Origin of the sequence: Streptomyces sp. NPDC008317, assembly GCF_042955955.1 — a bacterium.
Classification (GTDB): domain Bacteria; phylum Actinomycetota; class Actinomycetes; order Streptomycetales; family Streptomycetaceae; genus Actinacidiphila.
Genome location: NZ_JBIBFQ010000003.1, coordinates 198,418 through 211,673, shown reverse-complemented (window position 1 = coordinate 211,673; position 13,256 = coordinate 198,418). Strand labels below are relative to the sequence as shown.

13 protein-coding genes are annotated in these 13,256 nt (G+C 73.2%); 12 read left to right on the top strand and 1 reads right to left on the bottom strand.

The annotated features are described in order from the left end of the window. Positions 1-40 precede the first annotated feature (40 nt). The 10 genes from aroC to fusA all read left to right on the top strand — a co-directional run bounded on the left by aroC (position 41) and on the right by fusA (position 10,538). The gene (gene aroC, locus ACFY9V_RS10815) at positions 41-1,225 is read left to right on the top strand and encodes a chorismate synthase (RefSeq protein WP_355348737.1); all 1,185 of its coding nucleotides are present in this window, start codon (positions 41-43) and stop codon (positions 1,223-1,225) included. Beyond that, entirely contained in the window at positions 1,222-1,737 is a 516-nt protein-coding gene (locus ACFY9V_RS10810) for a shikimate kinase (protein ID WP_355348740.1), read from the top strand. The genes aroC and ACFY9V_RS10810 overlap by 4 nt, the downstream gene beginning before the upstream one ends. Further along, positions 1,734-2,840 carry a 3-dehydroquinate synthase gene (gene aroB, locus ACFY9V_RS10805; RefSeq protein ID WP_391160794.1) on the top strand — a complete coding sequence of 369 codons (1,107 nt, stop codon included), beginning with the start codon at positions 1,734-1,736 and terminating at the stop codon, positions 2,838-2,840. The genes ACFY9V_RS10810 and aroB overlap by 4 nt, the downstream gene beginning before the upstream one ends. Then, on the top strand, positions 2,837-3,277 hold the full coding sequence (gene aroQ, locus ACFY9V_RS10800) for a type II 3-dehydroquinate dehydratase (protein ID WP_355348746.1): 441 nt from the start codon (positions 2,837-2,839) through the stop codon (positions 3,275-3,277). The genes aroB and aroQ overlap by 4 nt, the downstream gene beginning before the upstream one ends. A gap of 129 nt (positions 3,278-3,406) precedes the next feature. Beyond that, complete coding sequence (locus ACFY9V_RS10795; RefSeq protein ID WP_391160793.1) at positions 3,407-4,111, top strand: AAA family ATPase; 705 nt, start codon at positions 3,407-3,409, stop codon at positions 4,109-4,111. A gap of 162 nt (positions 4,112-4,273) precedes the next feature. Further along, positions 4,274-5,377, top strand: a complete 1,104-nt coding sequence (locus ACFY9V_RS10790) for a M24 family metallopeptidase (RefSeq protein ID WP_355348750.1) — start codon at positions 4,274-4,276, stop codon at positions 5,375-5,377. Positions 5,378-5,432: 55 nt separating this feature from the next. Beyond that, a complete protein-coding gene (efp, locus tag ACFY9V_RS10785) occupies positions 5,433-5,999 on the top strand; it encodes an elongation factor P (protein WP_188285184.1) in 567 nt (188 codons plus the stop codon). A 2-nt stretch (positions 6,000-6,001) separates the two neighbouring features. Next, positions 6,002-6,427 carry a transcription antitermination factor NusB gene (nusB, locus tag ACFY9V_RS10780; protein ID WP_355348754.1) on the top strand — a complete coding sequence of 142 codons (426 nt, stop codon included), beginning with the start codon at positions 6,002-6,004 and terminating at the stop codon, positions 6,425-6,427. 108 nt (positions 6,428-6,535) lie between these two features. After that, the gene (locus ACFY9V_RS10775; protein ID WP_391160790.1) at positions 6,536-7,999 is read left to right on the top strand and encodes an aminotransferase class V-fold PLP-dependent enzyme; all 1,464 of its coding nucleotides are present in this window, start codon (positions 6,536-6,538) and stop codon (positions 7,997-7,999) included. A 478-nt stretch (positions 8,000-8,477) separates the two neighbouring features. Continuing rightward, entirely contained in the window at positions 8,478-10,538 is a 2,061-nt protein-coding gene (fusA, locus tag ACFY9V_RS10770) for an elongation factor G (protein ID WP_391160788.1), read from the top strand. A 273-nt stretch (positions 10,539-10,811) separates the two neighbouring features. Here the strand turns inward: fusA and bldD are convergent, their stop codons facing one another. Further along, positions 10,812-11,312 carry a transcriptional regulator BldD gene (bldD, locus tag ACFY9V_RS10765; protein ID WP_033174517.1) on the bottom strand — a complete coding sequence of 167 codons (501 nt, stop codon included), beginning with the start codon at positions 11,310-11,312 and terminating at the stop codon, positions 10,812-10,814. Positions 11,313-11,497: 185 nt separating this feature from the next. Between bldD and pyrR the strand changes: the two genes are divergently transcribed. Both pyrR and ACFY9V_RS10755 read left to right on the top strand, forming a co-directional pair. After that, complete coding sequence (gene pyrR / locus ACFY9V_RS10760) at positions 11,498-12,163, top strand: bifunctional pyr operon transcriptional regulator/uracil phosphoribosyltransferase PyrR (protein ID WP_355348764.1); 666 nt, start codon at positions 11,498-11,500, stop codon at positions 12,161-12,163. 80 nt (positions 12,164-12,243) lie between these two features. Next, on the top strand, positions 12,244-13,254 hold the full coding sequence (locus ACFY9V_RS10755) for an aspartate carbamoyltransferase catalytic subunit (protein WP_391160785.1): 1,011 nt from the start codon (positions 12,244-12,246) through the stop codon (positions 13,252-13,254). Positions 13,255-13,256: the final 2 nt, after the last annotated feature.

Below are 13,256 nucleotides of genomic sequence, written 5' to 3'. Positions count from 1 at the left end.
GGGGCGGCCGGACCGGGACGCGCACATCGAGGGAGCACCGTTGAGCAGGTTGCGCTGGCTGACCGCGGGGGAGTCGCACGGACCCGCACTCGTCGCGACGTTGGAGGGGCTGCCGTCCGGGGTGCCGGTCACCACGGAGTTGGTGGCGGACGCGCTGGCGCGGCGGCGGCTGGGATACGGGCGCGGGGCGCGGATGAAGTTCGAGCGCGACGAGGTGACCTTCCTGGGCGGCGTACGGCACGGCCTCACCATGGGCAGCCCGGTGGCCGTGATGGTGGGCAACACCGAGTGGCCCAAGTGGGAACAGGTCATGTCGGCCGACCCGGTGGACCCGGAGATCCTGGCGGGCCTGGCGCGCAACGCGCCGCTGACCCGGCCGCGACCCGGCCACGCGGACCTGGCGGGAATGCAGAAGTACGACCTGGACGAGGCACGGCCGGTGCTGGAGCGGGCCAGCGCGCGGGAGACCGCGGCGCGGGTGGCGCTGGGCGCGGTCGCGCGGTCGTACCTGAAGGAGACCGCGGGCATCGAGATCGTCTCGCACGTGGTGGAACTGGCCGGGGCGAAGGCGCCCTACGGCGTGGTGCCGGTGCCCGGCGACGAGGAGCGGCTGGACGCGGACCCGGTGCGCTGCCTGGACGCGGACGCGAGCAAGGCGATGGTCGCGGAGATCGACCAGGCCCACAAGGACGGCGACACGCTCGGCGGCGTCGTGGAAGTGCTGGCGTACGGAGTGCCGGTCGGCCTCGGCTCGCACGTGCACTGGGACCGCAGACTCGACGCACGGCTGGCCGCCGCGCTGATGGGCATCCAGGCGATCAAGGGCGTCGAGGTCGGCGACGGCTTCGACCTGGCCCGGGTGCCCGGCTCCAAGGCGCACGACGAGATCGTGCCGGGCCCCGACGGCGTCCGGCGCGCCTCCGGCAGGTCCGGCGGCACCGAGGGCGGCATGAGCACCGGAGAGGTGCTGCGGGTCCGCGCCGCGATGAAGCCGATCGCCACCGTGCCCCGCGCGCTCGCCACCATCGACGTCACCACCGGCGAGGTCGCCCAGGCCCACCACCAGCGCTCCGACGTGTGCGCGGTGCCCGCGGCGGGCATCGTCGCCGAGGCGATGGTCGCCCTGGTGCTGGCCGACGCGGTCGCGGAGAAGTTCGGCGGCGACTCGGTCGTACAGACCCGGCGCAGCGTCCGCGGCTTCCTCGACAACCTGGCGATCAAGTGACCGGCCCGGCGATCGTCCTCGTCGGCCCGCCCGGAGCGGGCAAGACCACCGTCGGCCGCGCGCTCGCCGACCGGCTGGGCACCACGTACCGCGACACCGACGCCGATGTGGAGGCCGTCGCGGGCAAGCCGATCCCCGAGATCTTCATCGACGACGGCGAGCCGCGCTTCCGCGAGCTGGAACGCGCCGCGGTCCGCACCGCCGTCGCCGAGCACGAGGGCGTGCTGTCGCTGGGCGGCGGCGCCGTCATGGACGGCCCCACCCGCGACCTGCTGGCCGGTCTGCCGGTGGTCTTCCTCGACGTCGGCCTGCACCAGGCCGTCCGCCGCGTCGGCCTGGACGCGCCGCGCCCGCTGCTCGCGGTCAACCCGCGCCAGCAGTGGCGCGAGCTGATGGACGTACGCCGCCCGCTGTACACGGAGATCGCCCGCGCCGTGGTCAGCACCGACGACCGCACCCCCGAGGACGTGGCCGAGGCCGTCCTCGACGCACTCCAACTGAAGGACGCATGAGCGAGAACGACGCGGTGGCGCCCCCCACCCGTATCCAGGTCGGTGCCACGGCGGGCACCGAGGCGTACGAGGTGCTGGTCGGTCACCAGCTCCTCGGCGAGCTGCCGGGACTGATCGGGCCCAAGGCGCGCCGGGTGGCCGTCCTGCACCCCGAGGCGCTGGCCGGGACCGGCGAGGCGATCCGCGAGGACCTCGCGGAGCAGGGCTTCGAGGCCATCGCCATCCAGCTCCCGAACGCCGAGGAGGCCAAGACCGCCGAGGTCGCCGCCTACTGCTGGAAGGCGCTCGGCCAGACCGGCTTCACCCGCACCGACGTGATCGTCGGCGTCGGCGGCGGCGCCACCACCGACCTGGCCGGTTTCGTGGCCGCGACCTGGCTGCGCGGAGTGCGCTGGATCGCCGTGCCCACCACCGTGCTCGGCATGGTCGACGCGGCCGTCGGCGGCAAGACCGGCATCAACACCGCGGAGGGCAAGAATCTTGTCGGCGCCTTCCACCCGCCCGCCGGAGTCCTCTGCGACCTCGCCGCGCTCGCCTCGCTGCCGGTCAACGACTACGTCAGCGGCCTCGCCGAGATCATCAAGGCCGGGTTCATCGCCGACCCCGGCATCCTTGACCTGATCGAGTCCGACCCGGCCGCCGCCCGCGGCCCGGAGGGCCCGCACACCGGCGAGCTGATCGAACGCGCCATCCGGGTCAAGGCCGAGGTCGTCTCCGCCGACCTCAAGGAGTCCGGCCTCCGCGAGATCCTCAACTACGGCCACACGCTGGCGCACGCGATCGAGAAGAACGAGCGCTACAACTGGCGGCACGGCGCCGCCGTCTCCGTCGGCATGGTCTTCGCCGCCGAACTCGGCCGCATGGCCGGGCGGTTGGACGACGCGACCGCCGACCGGCACCGCGCCGTCCTGGAGTCCGTCGGACTGCCGCTGACCTACCGCGGCGACCAGTGGCCGAAGCTGGTGGAGACCATGAAGGTCGACAAGAAGTCCCGCGGCGACATGCTGCGCTTCATCGTCCTCGACGGACTCGCCAAGCCGACCGTGCTGGAGGGCCCCGACCCGGCCGTCCTGCTCGCCGCCTACGGGGAGGTCTCCGCGTGACCACCCGCGTCCTGGTGCTCAACGGCCCCAACCTCGGGCGCCTCGGCTCCCGCGAGCCCGACGTCTACGGCGCGACCTCGTACGCCGGTCTGGTCGAGGAGTGCACCAAGCTCGGCGCCGAGCTGGGCTTCGACGTCGAGGTCCGCGAGACCAACGACGAGGCGGAGCTGATCGGCTGGCTGCACGAGGCGGCCGACGGCCGGATTCCCGTCGTCCTCAACCCCGGCGCCTTCACGCACTACTCCTACGCGATGCGCGACGCCGCCGCGCAGCGGACCGCGCCGCTGATCGAGGTGCACATCTCCAACCCGTACGCGCGCGAGGCGTTCCGGCACAACTCCGTCGTGGCCGCCGTCGCCTCCGGTACGGTCGCCGGATTCGGCATCGGCTCGTACCGGCTGGCGCTGCGCGCCCTCGCGGAGGACGGCGGCTCCTAGCGGGGCACCCTGGAGGAGCGCGGCTCGTTCACACAACGGCCGTCAGGGGCTGTACCGTTCCGTGTCGAACGGGTTCGTTACCGGCCGGTTCAAGAAGCTGGTCCTCCGTACGGGATGGAGTGGGGCGAGATGCAGCACGCTGTGGGGGCGCCGCAGCCCGGTGGCCCCACCCCGCCCCAGGGGACGGGCGTCAGTACGGGGCACTTCCCGTTGTCGTCGCCCGCGCCCGTGCAGGTCCCGGCGCCGCACGGCAACGGCTCGCTGTCCGGCGCTTCGCACGGCCCGATAGCCGTGCTGCTGATCGGCGCGGCGGGGGCGGGCAAGACGACGATCGCGCGGCACTGGGCCGACCACCGCGGCGCGCCGACCGCGCACATCAGCCTGGACGACGTACGCGAATGGGTGCGGGCCGGTTTCGCCGACCCGCAGGCGGGGTGGAACGAGCACTCCGAGGCGCAGTACCGGCTGGCCCGCCGCACCTGCGGCTTCGCCGCCCGGAATTTCCTGGCCAACGGCGTCTCCTGCATTATCGACGACGCCGTCTTCCCCGACCGCCCCGCCGTCGGCCTCGGCGGCTGGAAGCGGCACGTCGGGCCCGGCCTGCTCCCCGTCGTCCTGCTCCCGGGACTGGACGTCGTCCTGACCCGCAACGCGGAGCGCACCGGCAACCGTCGCCTGTCGGACGAGGAAGTCGCCCGGATCCACGGCCGTATGGCGGGCTGGTACGGCTCGGGCCTGCCCATCATCGACAACTCCCAGCTCGACGTGGTCTCCGCCGCCGCCGCCCTCGACCGCGTCGTGGCCCGCAGCGCCCAGGGCCCGCCCGTCTGGTAGCCCGCCCGCACGATCCGGCGGCGGCGGGCGAGCGGCCCGCGTACGGGCTCACGCGGCAGGCGAGCCTTCGGCGGTACGGGCGCGGGCGGCGGCCGGCGGTCCGGCGCCACGGGTGGACGCGCTCAGGAAGCCGGGCCGCCGACGCGCCCATACGCTCGCCACATGTCCGAGGTGCACGCAGCACGCAGAGCACGGCTGCGCGACCGGTGCGCGGCGAACGGCGCGTCCGCCGCGCTGGTGACCCGTCCCGCGAACATCCGCTACCTGACCGGCTGCGCGCCGCAGGGCGCGGCGCTGCTGATCGGCCCGGACGACGACGCGCTGGTGCACCTCACACCGCCGCAGGACGACCGCGACGAACCGCTGCCCGGCGACCTGCGCGCGGTGGTGCTGGCGACGCCGGACGGCGACGCGGCGGTGGCCGCCGCCGACCTGGCCCGCGAGCACCGCGCCGACTCCCTCGCCGTCGAGGAGCACCACCTGACGGTGACCCGGCACCGGGCGATCAGCTCGGTCGTCGGCGCGCTCCCGCTGTCCGACCTCGGCGGCGCCGTCGAACAGCTCCGGCTGGTCAAGGACGAGCACGAGATCGCCAACCTCAGGATCGCCGCGGAGATCGCCGACCAGGCCCTCGGCGAGCTGCTGGAGTCGATCCTGGTCGGCCGCACCGAACGGCACCTCGCCCTGGAGCTGGAGCGCCGCCTGGTCGACCACGGCGCCGAGGGCCCCGCCTTCCGCACCTCCGTCGGCACCGGGCCGAACTCCGGCGCGCCCCGGCACGTGCCGACCGACCGCCGCGTCGAGGAGGGCGACTTCCTGACCGTCCGGCTCGGCGCCCGCTACCGCGGCTACCGCTGCGAAGTCGGCCGTACGTTCGTCATCGGCACCGCTCCCGCAGCCTGGCAGATCGACCTCTACGAGCTGGTGTTCGCCGCCCAACGGGCCGGCCGCGAGGCGCTCGCACCCGGTGTGGCCTGCCGAGACGTCGACCACGCGACCCGGAGCCCGCTCACCGCCGCCGGCCACGCGGAGGGTCTGGCACAGTGGTCGGGACACGGCGTGGGTCTGGAAATCGACGAGGACCCTCGGCTGTCACCTGCGGCCATGGGTAAACTGGACGCTTGCGTGCCGGTCACCGTCGAACCGGGGGTCCACCTTCCGGGCCGCGGCGGTGTCCGCATCGACGACACACTCGTCGTACGTCCACTGGCGGACGGCGGGCCCGAGCTACTCACCATCACGACCAAGGAACTGCTCGCCCTGTGACGGGCGCGTGCCCTCCTCGGTCCCCGAAGCAGCACTTTCAGGAGATTCCGCAACCGTGGCCACCACGAACGACCTCAAGAACGGCCTCGTGCTCAAGCTCGACAGCGGCCAGCTCTGGACCGTAGTCGAGTTCCAGCACGTCAAGCCCGGCAAGGGCCCCGCCTTCGTGCGCACCAAGCTGAAGCACGTGCTCTCCGGGAAGGTCGTCGACAAGACCTTCAACGCGGGCGTGAAGGTCGAGACCGCCAACGTCGACAAGCGCGGCATGCAGTTCTCCTACAAGGACGGCACCGACTTCGTCTTCATGGACACCGAGACCTACGACCAGATCATCATCGCGCCCGAGACGGTCGGCGACGCCGCCAACTACCTTCTCGAGGGCTTCGAGGCGGTCGTGGCGATGTACGAGGGCTCCGCGCTCTACGTCGAGCTGCCCGCCTCCGTCGAGCTGGTCATCGAGTACACCGAGCCCGGCGTCCAGGGCGACCGCTCCACCGGCGGCTCCAAGCCCGCCCGCCTGGAGACCGGTTACGAGATCGGCGTCCCGCTCTTCATCACCACGGGTGAGAAGGTCAAGGTCGACACCCGTACGGGCGACTACCTCGGCCGGGTGAACAGCTAACCGTGGCTGCCCGGAACAAGGCCCGCAAGCGGGCCTTCCAGATCCTCTTCGAGGCGGAACAGCGGGGCGTCGACCCCAAGACCGCCATGGCGGACTGGATCCGGCTCGCCAGGACCGACGACCGGCAGCCGCCGGTCACCGAGTACACGATGCAGCTCGTCGAGGGCTGCGAGGCGCACGCCGAGCGGATCGACGAACTGCTGTCCAGCTACTCCGTCGGCTGGTCGCTCGACCGGATGCCGGTCGTGGACCGCAATGTGCTGAGGCTCGGCACGTACGAGCTGCTCTGGGAGGACGACGTCCCGGACGCGGTCGTGCTGGACGAGGCGGTGCAGCTCGCCAAGGAGTTCTCCACCGACGAGTCACCGGCCTTCGTCAACGGGCTGCTGGCCCGGCTGATGGAACTGAAGCCGACGCTCAAGCGGTAGGAACCGCGCCCGAGCGCCCGGCCCGTCCTTCCGGGCCCGAAGCAGAAGTTGAACAATATTCTGCTTCGGGCCTGGTGTGTGTCCTGGCGCTGGCCTAGATTCCCGCGCATGGACGAAACGGACGACCGGACCGACGACGCGATCCTGAAGCACCTCGCCGGACTGCGCGCCGCCGACCTGCCCGTGCACGGCGGACGGACGATGGCGTACGTCTACGACGCGGGACTCGACGGGCTCGACGATCTGGCGGCGAGCGCCCAGGCCGCCTTCGCGGGCGTCAACGGCCTCGACATGACCGCCTTCCCCAGCGTGGTCGCGCTGGAGAACGACGTCGTGGGGCGGGCGGCGGCCGTGCTCGGCGGCGGCCCGCGGACGGCGGGCACCTTCACCAGCGGCGGCACCGAGAGCTGCCTGCTGGCCGTCCTCACCGCCCGCGAGCACGCCCGCAGGACGCGCGGCGTCACCGCCCCCGAGATCGTGCTCCCCGTCACCGCGCACGCCGCCTTCCACAAGGCCGCGGCGCTCTTCGGACTCACTGTCGTGAGCGTCCCGGTGGACCCGGAGACCTTCCGGGTGCGGGCCGAGGACATGACAGCCGCCATCGGCCCCCGTACCGCCCTCGTCGTCGTCTCCGCGCCCTCCTACGCGCACGGCGTGCTCGACCCGGTCGCCGAGGTGGCGCGGGCCGCAGCGGAACGCGGCACGCTGTGCCACGTGGACGCCTGCATCGGCGGCTGGTACCTGGCGCACCGGCGGCTGGCCGAGGGCATCGCGCCGCCGCCCGCCTTCGACCTCGCGGTGCCCGGCGTCACCTCGCTCTCGGTCGACCTGCACAAGTACGGCTACACGCCCAAGGGCGCCTCCGTGCTGCTCTTCCGGGACGCGGAACTGCGCAGGCACGGCTGGTTCGCGCACGCCTCCTGGCCGGGCTACCCCGTCGTCAACGCGACCTTGCAGGGCACCAAGTCCGCCGGGCCGCTCGCCGCCGCCTGGGCGGTGCTGCGCAGGGTCGGCACCGACGGGTACACCGACCTGTCCCGCCGCGTGCACGCGGCGACCGTACGGCTGGTCGAGGGGATCGGCCGGATCGAGGGGCTGCGGGTGCTCGGCGCCCCCGAGGCGTCGCTGGTGGCCGTCGCCTCCGCCGACCCGGCGCTCGACCCGTTCGTGGTCGCGGACGAGATGCGGCTGCTCGGCTGGTACCTCCAGCCGCAGCCCGCCTTCGGCGGCTCACCGTCCAATGTGCACCTCACGGTCACCGCCGCCGTCGCGGACCCGGACCGGATCGACGAACTCCTCGCCCACCTGGCCGACGCCGTGACCAGGGCCCGCGCGTACGGCCCGACCGCCGTCGACCCCGGACTCGTGGAGTTCGCCGCCGCGCTCGACCCGGACACCCTCGGCCCCGACGAGGTGGCGCTCGCCCTCCAGCTCGCGGGCGTCGGCCCCGGCGGCGCGCTGCCCGACCGCATGGCCCCCGTCCTCGCCGTCCTCCAGGCCCTGCCCCCGCGCCTCACCGAACGCCTGCTGCCCGAGGTCGTCTCCCGGATGTACGCGAGCGCCCCGGCCTGACGCCGCCCGCCACCGACCCGGACCCGCCGCACCGGAAAAACCCGGTGCGGCGACCGGAGCCGCCTCCCTACACTCGGCACGCGTCCACGCGCCGCCACCATCGGACGGCGCGTGCCATGACGAGTGAACGGACCAATGAGGGGAGCCCGGCCGTGCGTCACCGCAGCGCAGTCGTCGTTCCCCCGACCCGGCACCGGGTGATTCTGGTGTCTCGGTCCGCCCGGTGCCCGCTGCGCGGCCGGCACCGTGGCCCCGTGACGCCCGCCTGACCCCGTCGGGCCCCCGACCGATCGGCTCGACCCCGCCGCCCCGCCGCCCTGCCTGCCAGGCCCGCCGCCGTACCCGTACGCCCGGACACCCGGGCGCGGCTCGGCGCTACGGCCGCGCGGCTTCACGGCTCTCCGGACGGGGCCACATCGGTCGTACGTCACGACAATCGCGCCGCCACCTCACCGGATCATCCGAAAGGTCACAGGCCGTGCGCAGCAACCCGAACCGTCCGTCCGTACCGGCACTCGCCGACGTCAGGAACCTGGGCATCCTCGCCCACGTGGACGCGGGCAAGACCACCGTCACCGAACGGTTCCTCTACCTCACCGGCGCCACCCACAAGCGCGGCGAGGTCCACGACGGGACGACCGTCACCGACTTCGACTCCCAGGAGCGCGACCGCGGCATCACCATCTTCGCCGCCGCGGTGAGCTGCGAGTGGGACGGGCACTGGTTCAACCTGATCGACACCCCGGGGCACGTCGACTTCGCCGACGAGGTGGAGCGCTCGCTGCGGGTGCTCGACGGCGCCATCGCCGTGTTCGACGCCGTAGCGGGCGTCGAGCCGCAGAGCGAGTCGGTGTGGCGGCAGGCGGACCGGCACGGCGTGCCGCGGATCGTCTTCGTCAACAAGCTGGACCGCGCGGGCGCCGATCTGGACCGGGCGGTCGACTCCATCCGACGGCGGCTGCACACCGTCCCGCTGGTCGTCCAGCTCCCGATCGGCCGGGAGGACGGCTTCACGGGCGTCGTCGACCTGCTGCGGATGCGCGCCCTGGTCTGGACGGACGGCGGCGGCCCGCGCGAAGGCGCGGTGCCCGACGAGCTGAAGCAGGAGGCGGACCGGCGGCGACGGCTGCTGGAGGAGACGGTGGCGGAGCTGCACCCGGCCGCGCTGGAGGAATTCTGCGCGCGCTCGGCGCTGTCGGAGCCGACCCTGACGGCGGCCCTGCGCGACCTCACCCGCGGCGGAGAGGGCGTCGTGGTCCTCTGCGGCTCGGCTTACCGTGACCGCGGCATCGAACCGCTGCTGGACGCGGTGGCGGCCTATCTGCCGTCGCCGCTGGACGTGCCCCCGGTCCGGGGCACGCTCGACGGCGAAACGCGCGAACGCGCGGCCGACCCGGCGGAACCCTTCGCCGGGCTGGTGTTCAAGGTCAACTCGACCGCCACCGGGCGGCTGACCTGCCTGCGGATCTACGCGGGAACGATCAGGAAGGGAGACACGGTGCTGGACGCGGGCACCGGGCGCGGCGAGCGGATCGGCCGCATCCTGCGGCTGCACGCCGACCGGCAGACCGAGCTGGAACAGGCGGTCGCCGGGGACATCGTCGCGGTGGTCGGGCCGAAGGCCGCCCGCGCGGGCACCACGCTGTGCGCGCCGGGCGCCCCGCTGGTGCTCGAACCCCCGGTGGCGGCCGACCCGGTCGTCTCCGTCGCGGTCGAGGCCGCCCGCAACACCGACACCGAACGGCTGGTGTCGGCGCTCGCACGGCTGGTCGAGGAGGACCCGTCGCTCGCTGTCAGGACCGATCCCGAGACCGGCCAGATGGTGCTCGCGGGCATGGGCGAACTGCACCTGGAGGTCGCGGTGGAGAAGATCCGCCGCGCCCACGGCCTGGAGGTCGGCGTCGGCCGCCCGCAGGTCGCCTACCGGGAGACGGTCGTCCGCGGGGTGACGGGTCATGTCCACCGGCATGTCAAACAGGACGGCGGGGCGGGGCAGTTCGCCCATGTCGTCATCGATGTGGCGCCGCTCGGCGCCGAGGAGGGGGAGGAGGAGTTCGTGTTCACCTCGACGGTGACCGGTGGCCGGGTGCCGCGCGAGTACGTTCGCGCGGTCGAGGACGGCTGCCGTGACGCTCTCGCGCAGGGGCCGCTGGGCGGTTACCCCGTGACGGGGGTGCGCGTCACGCTGACGGACGGGGCGACCCATGCGAAGGACTCCTCGGAGCTGGCCTTCCGCACGGCGGGCCGTTTCGCGCTCCGCGAGGCGCTGCGGGCCTCCGCGATGGTGCTGCTGGAACCGGTGACCGAGGTGACGGTCACCGTGCCCGAGAGCGCCGTGGGCGCCGTCCTCGGCGACCTGGCCGCGCGCCGCGGCCGGGTGACCGCCTCCGGCGCGGTGGCCATGGGCTCCACGGTCCTCACGGCGACCGTCCCCCTGGCCGAGCTGTTCGGTTACGCCACCGGGATGCGGAGCCGCACGCATGGCCGTGGCACCTTCAGCACCTGCCCCGCGGGCTACCTCCCGGCCCCGTCGCGGTGACCAGGACCCCGGGGGTGCCGCTTGCGGTGTCGTCCCGAGTGCGGCGCCGCGTCGGCTGAGTGCGCGGTTCCCCGCGCCCCCGGGGAGTCGTCCGCTGCCCGGAAGACGGGAGGGCGGACCCGTCAGGGGCGTGGGGAACCGCGGGACACGTCGCGGCGGACCGCGCCTCTCGGGGCGGGCGCCCCGGAACGCGGAGCCGCCCGGTGCGGGCCCCGGGAAGGGGTCCGCACCGGGCGGCGGGACGTTTCTGCACTATTCGGGCGAGCCGGGCGCCTAGCCCTCTTCGTGCTGGACCGCGCGCCGCGCGTCGGCGTCGAGGACGCCCCAGCCGATGAGCTGCTCGGTGAGTACGGACGGCGACTGGTCGTAGATCACGGCCAGGGTGCGGAGGTCGTCCTGGCGGATCGACAGCACCTTGCCGTTGTAGTCGCCGCGCTGGCTCTGGATCGTGGCGGCGTACCGCTGGAGAGGCCCGGCCTTCTCCGGCGGGACCTGGGACAGGCGCTCCAGGTCGAGGACGAGCTTCGGGGGCGGCTCGGCCGCCCCGCCGGGGGTCGTACCCGGCAGCAACTCCTGGACCGGAACTCCGTAGAAGTCCGCAAGCTCGGCGAGTCGCTGCACGGTCACGGCACGGTCGCCGCGCTCGTACGAGCCCACGACCACTGCCTTCCAGCGGCCCTGGGACTTCTCCTCGACGCCGTGCAGGGACAGGCCCTGCTGCGTGCGGATGGCCCGGAGCTTTGCTCCGAGCTGCTTGGCGTAATCGCTGGACATATGGCTCCCCGGACGGAAACTCGGTGACTCACTGTGAGGTTACGCAGCGTAATCCGTGCTCGTCAAGCCGGAAAGGGCCGATCGGTCGCTGACCTGGGCGCTCTGCGCCACCTGATACCGTTGCCGCGTACCCCTGACGTCCTTTAATGCCCGTCCCGTGAGGCGGGGAAGGAGGTCCCCGACCCATGGTCGAAGACCGCAGTACCCCGGAAGACCGCGATACCGCCGAGTGGAACCCCGCGCCCGCCCGTCCGGTGCTCGAAGCACCCGACATCGCGCGCGTCCTCACCCGTATCGCCCACGAGATCGTGGAACGCGCCAAGGGCGCGGACGACGTGGTGCTCCTCGGCATCCCGACCCGCGGCGTCTACCTGGCGCAGCGCCTGGCGGCCAAGCTCGCCGAGATCACCGGCCGCACGACGGCCGTCGGCTCCCTCGACATCACCATGTACCGCGACGACCTGCGGCTGCACCCTGCGCGCGCGCTGGCCCGCACCGAGATCCCGGCCACCGGGATCGACGGCAGGCTCGTCGTCCTCGTCGACGACGTGCTCTTCTCCGGCCGCACCATCCGCGCCGCCCTCGACGCGCTCAACGACATCGGCCGCCCCCGCGCCGTACAGCTCGCGGTCCTGGTCGACCGCGGCCACCGCGAACTGCCGATCAGGGCCGACTACGTCGGCAAGAACCTGCCCACCTCGCTGCGCGAGACCGTCAAGGTCCAGCTCACCGAGGAGGACGGCCGCGACACCGTCCTGCTCGGCCAGAAGGACGACAAGGACCGCGACCGGCGCGACCGCCGTGACCGGGACGACGCGGCGCCGCGCGAGGGCCTCCCGGCGGACGACTAGCGCACCCAGGACAGGACCCCCGCCGGGGTCCTGTGCTTCCGCGCGCCCTGACCCGCCCCAGCACCCCCGGAGTGACCCGCATGAAGCGCCACCTGATCTCGGCCGCCGACCTCAGCCGCGACGACGCCCTCCTCGTACTCGACACCGCCGAGGAAATGGCCCGCGTCGCCGACCGGCCCATCAAGAAACTGCCCACCCTGCGCGGCCGTACCGTCGTCAACCTCTTCTTCGAGGACTCGACGCGGACCCGCATCTCCTTCGAGGCCGCCGCCAAGCGGCTCTCCGCCGACGTCATCAACTTCTCCGCCAAGGGCTCCTCGGTCTCCAAGGGCGAATCCCTCAAGGACACCGCGCTGACGCTGGAGGCGATGGGCGCCGACGCCGTCGTCATCCGGCACGGCTCGTCCGGCGCGCCGCACCGCCTGGCCACCTCCGGCTGGATCAACGGCTCGGTGGTCAACGCGGGCGACGGCACCCACGAACACCCCACGCAGGCACTGCTGGACGCCTTCACCATGCGCCGCCACCTGTCCGGCGTCGGCCGCGACCTGGAGGGCCGCCGCGTCACCATCGTCGGCGACATCCTGCACAGCCGGGTCGCCCGCTCCAACGTGCTGCTGCTCAACACCCTCGGCGCGCGCGTCACCTTGGTCGCCCCGCCGACCCTGCTGCCGATCGGCGTCGAGCAGTGGCCGTGCGAGGTCAGCTACGACCTCGACGCGGTGCTCGCCAAGACCGACGCGCTGATGATGCTGCGCGTGCAGAGCGAGCGGATGAACGCCGCCTTCTTCCCCACCGAGCGCGAGTACACCCGGCGTTACGGCGTGGACGGACTGCGGATGGCGGTGCTGCCCGAGCACGCCATCGTCATGCACCCGGGGCCGATGAACCGCGGCATGGAGATCACCGCCGAGGTCGCCGACTCGCCGCGCTGCACCGTCGTGGAGCAGGTCGCCAACGGCGTCAGCACCCGGATGGCCGTGCTGTACCTGCTGCTCGGCGGCTCGGAACCGGCCATCGCCGCCACCGCGCCCGTCCCCGAGACCGCACCCGCGACGACCGGCCCCGCCCGTACCGAGGAGAGCAAGTAACC

What these genes read in the sequence shown, in the direction of transcription:
- aroB (WP_391160794.1), top strand. Translation starts at nt 1,734, where the DNA reads ATGAGCGAGAACGACGCGGTGGCGCCCCCCACCCGTATCCAGGTCGGT.
- bldD (WP_033174517.1), bottom strand. Translation starts at nt 11,312, where the DNA reads ATGTCCAGCGATTACGCCAAGCAGCTCGGAGCAAAGCTCCGGGCCATC.
- ACFY9V_RS10795 (WP_391160793.1), top strand. Translation starts at nt 3,407, where the DNA reads ATGCAGCACGCTGTGGGGGCGCCGCAGCCCGGTGGCCCCACCCCGCCC.
- ACFY9V_RS10790 (WP_355348750.1), top strand. Translation starts at nt 4,274, where the DNA reads ATGTCCGAGGTGCACGCAGCACGCAGAGCACGGCTGCGCGACCGGTGC.
- ACFY9V_RS10755 (WP_391160785.1), top strand. Translation starts at nt 12,244, where the DNA reads ATGAAGCGCCACCTGATCTCGGCCGCCGACCTCAGCCGCGACGACGCC.
- pyrR (WP_355348764.1), top strand. Translation starts at nt 11,498, where the DNA reads ATGGTCGAAGACCGCAGTACCCCGGAAGACCGCGATACCGCCGAGTGG.
- ACFY9V_RS10775 (WP_391160790.1), top strand. Translation starts at nt 6,536, where the DNA reads ATGGACGAAACGGACGACCGGACCGACGACGCGATCCTGAAGCACCTC.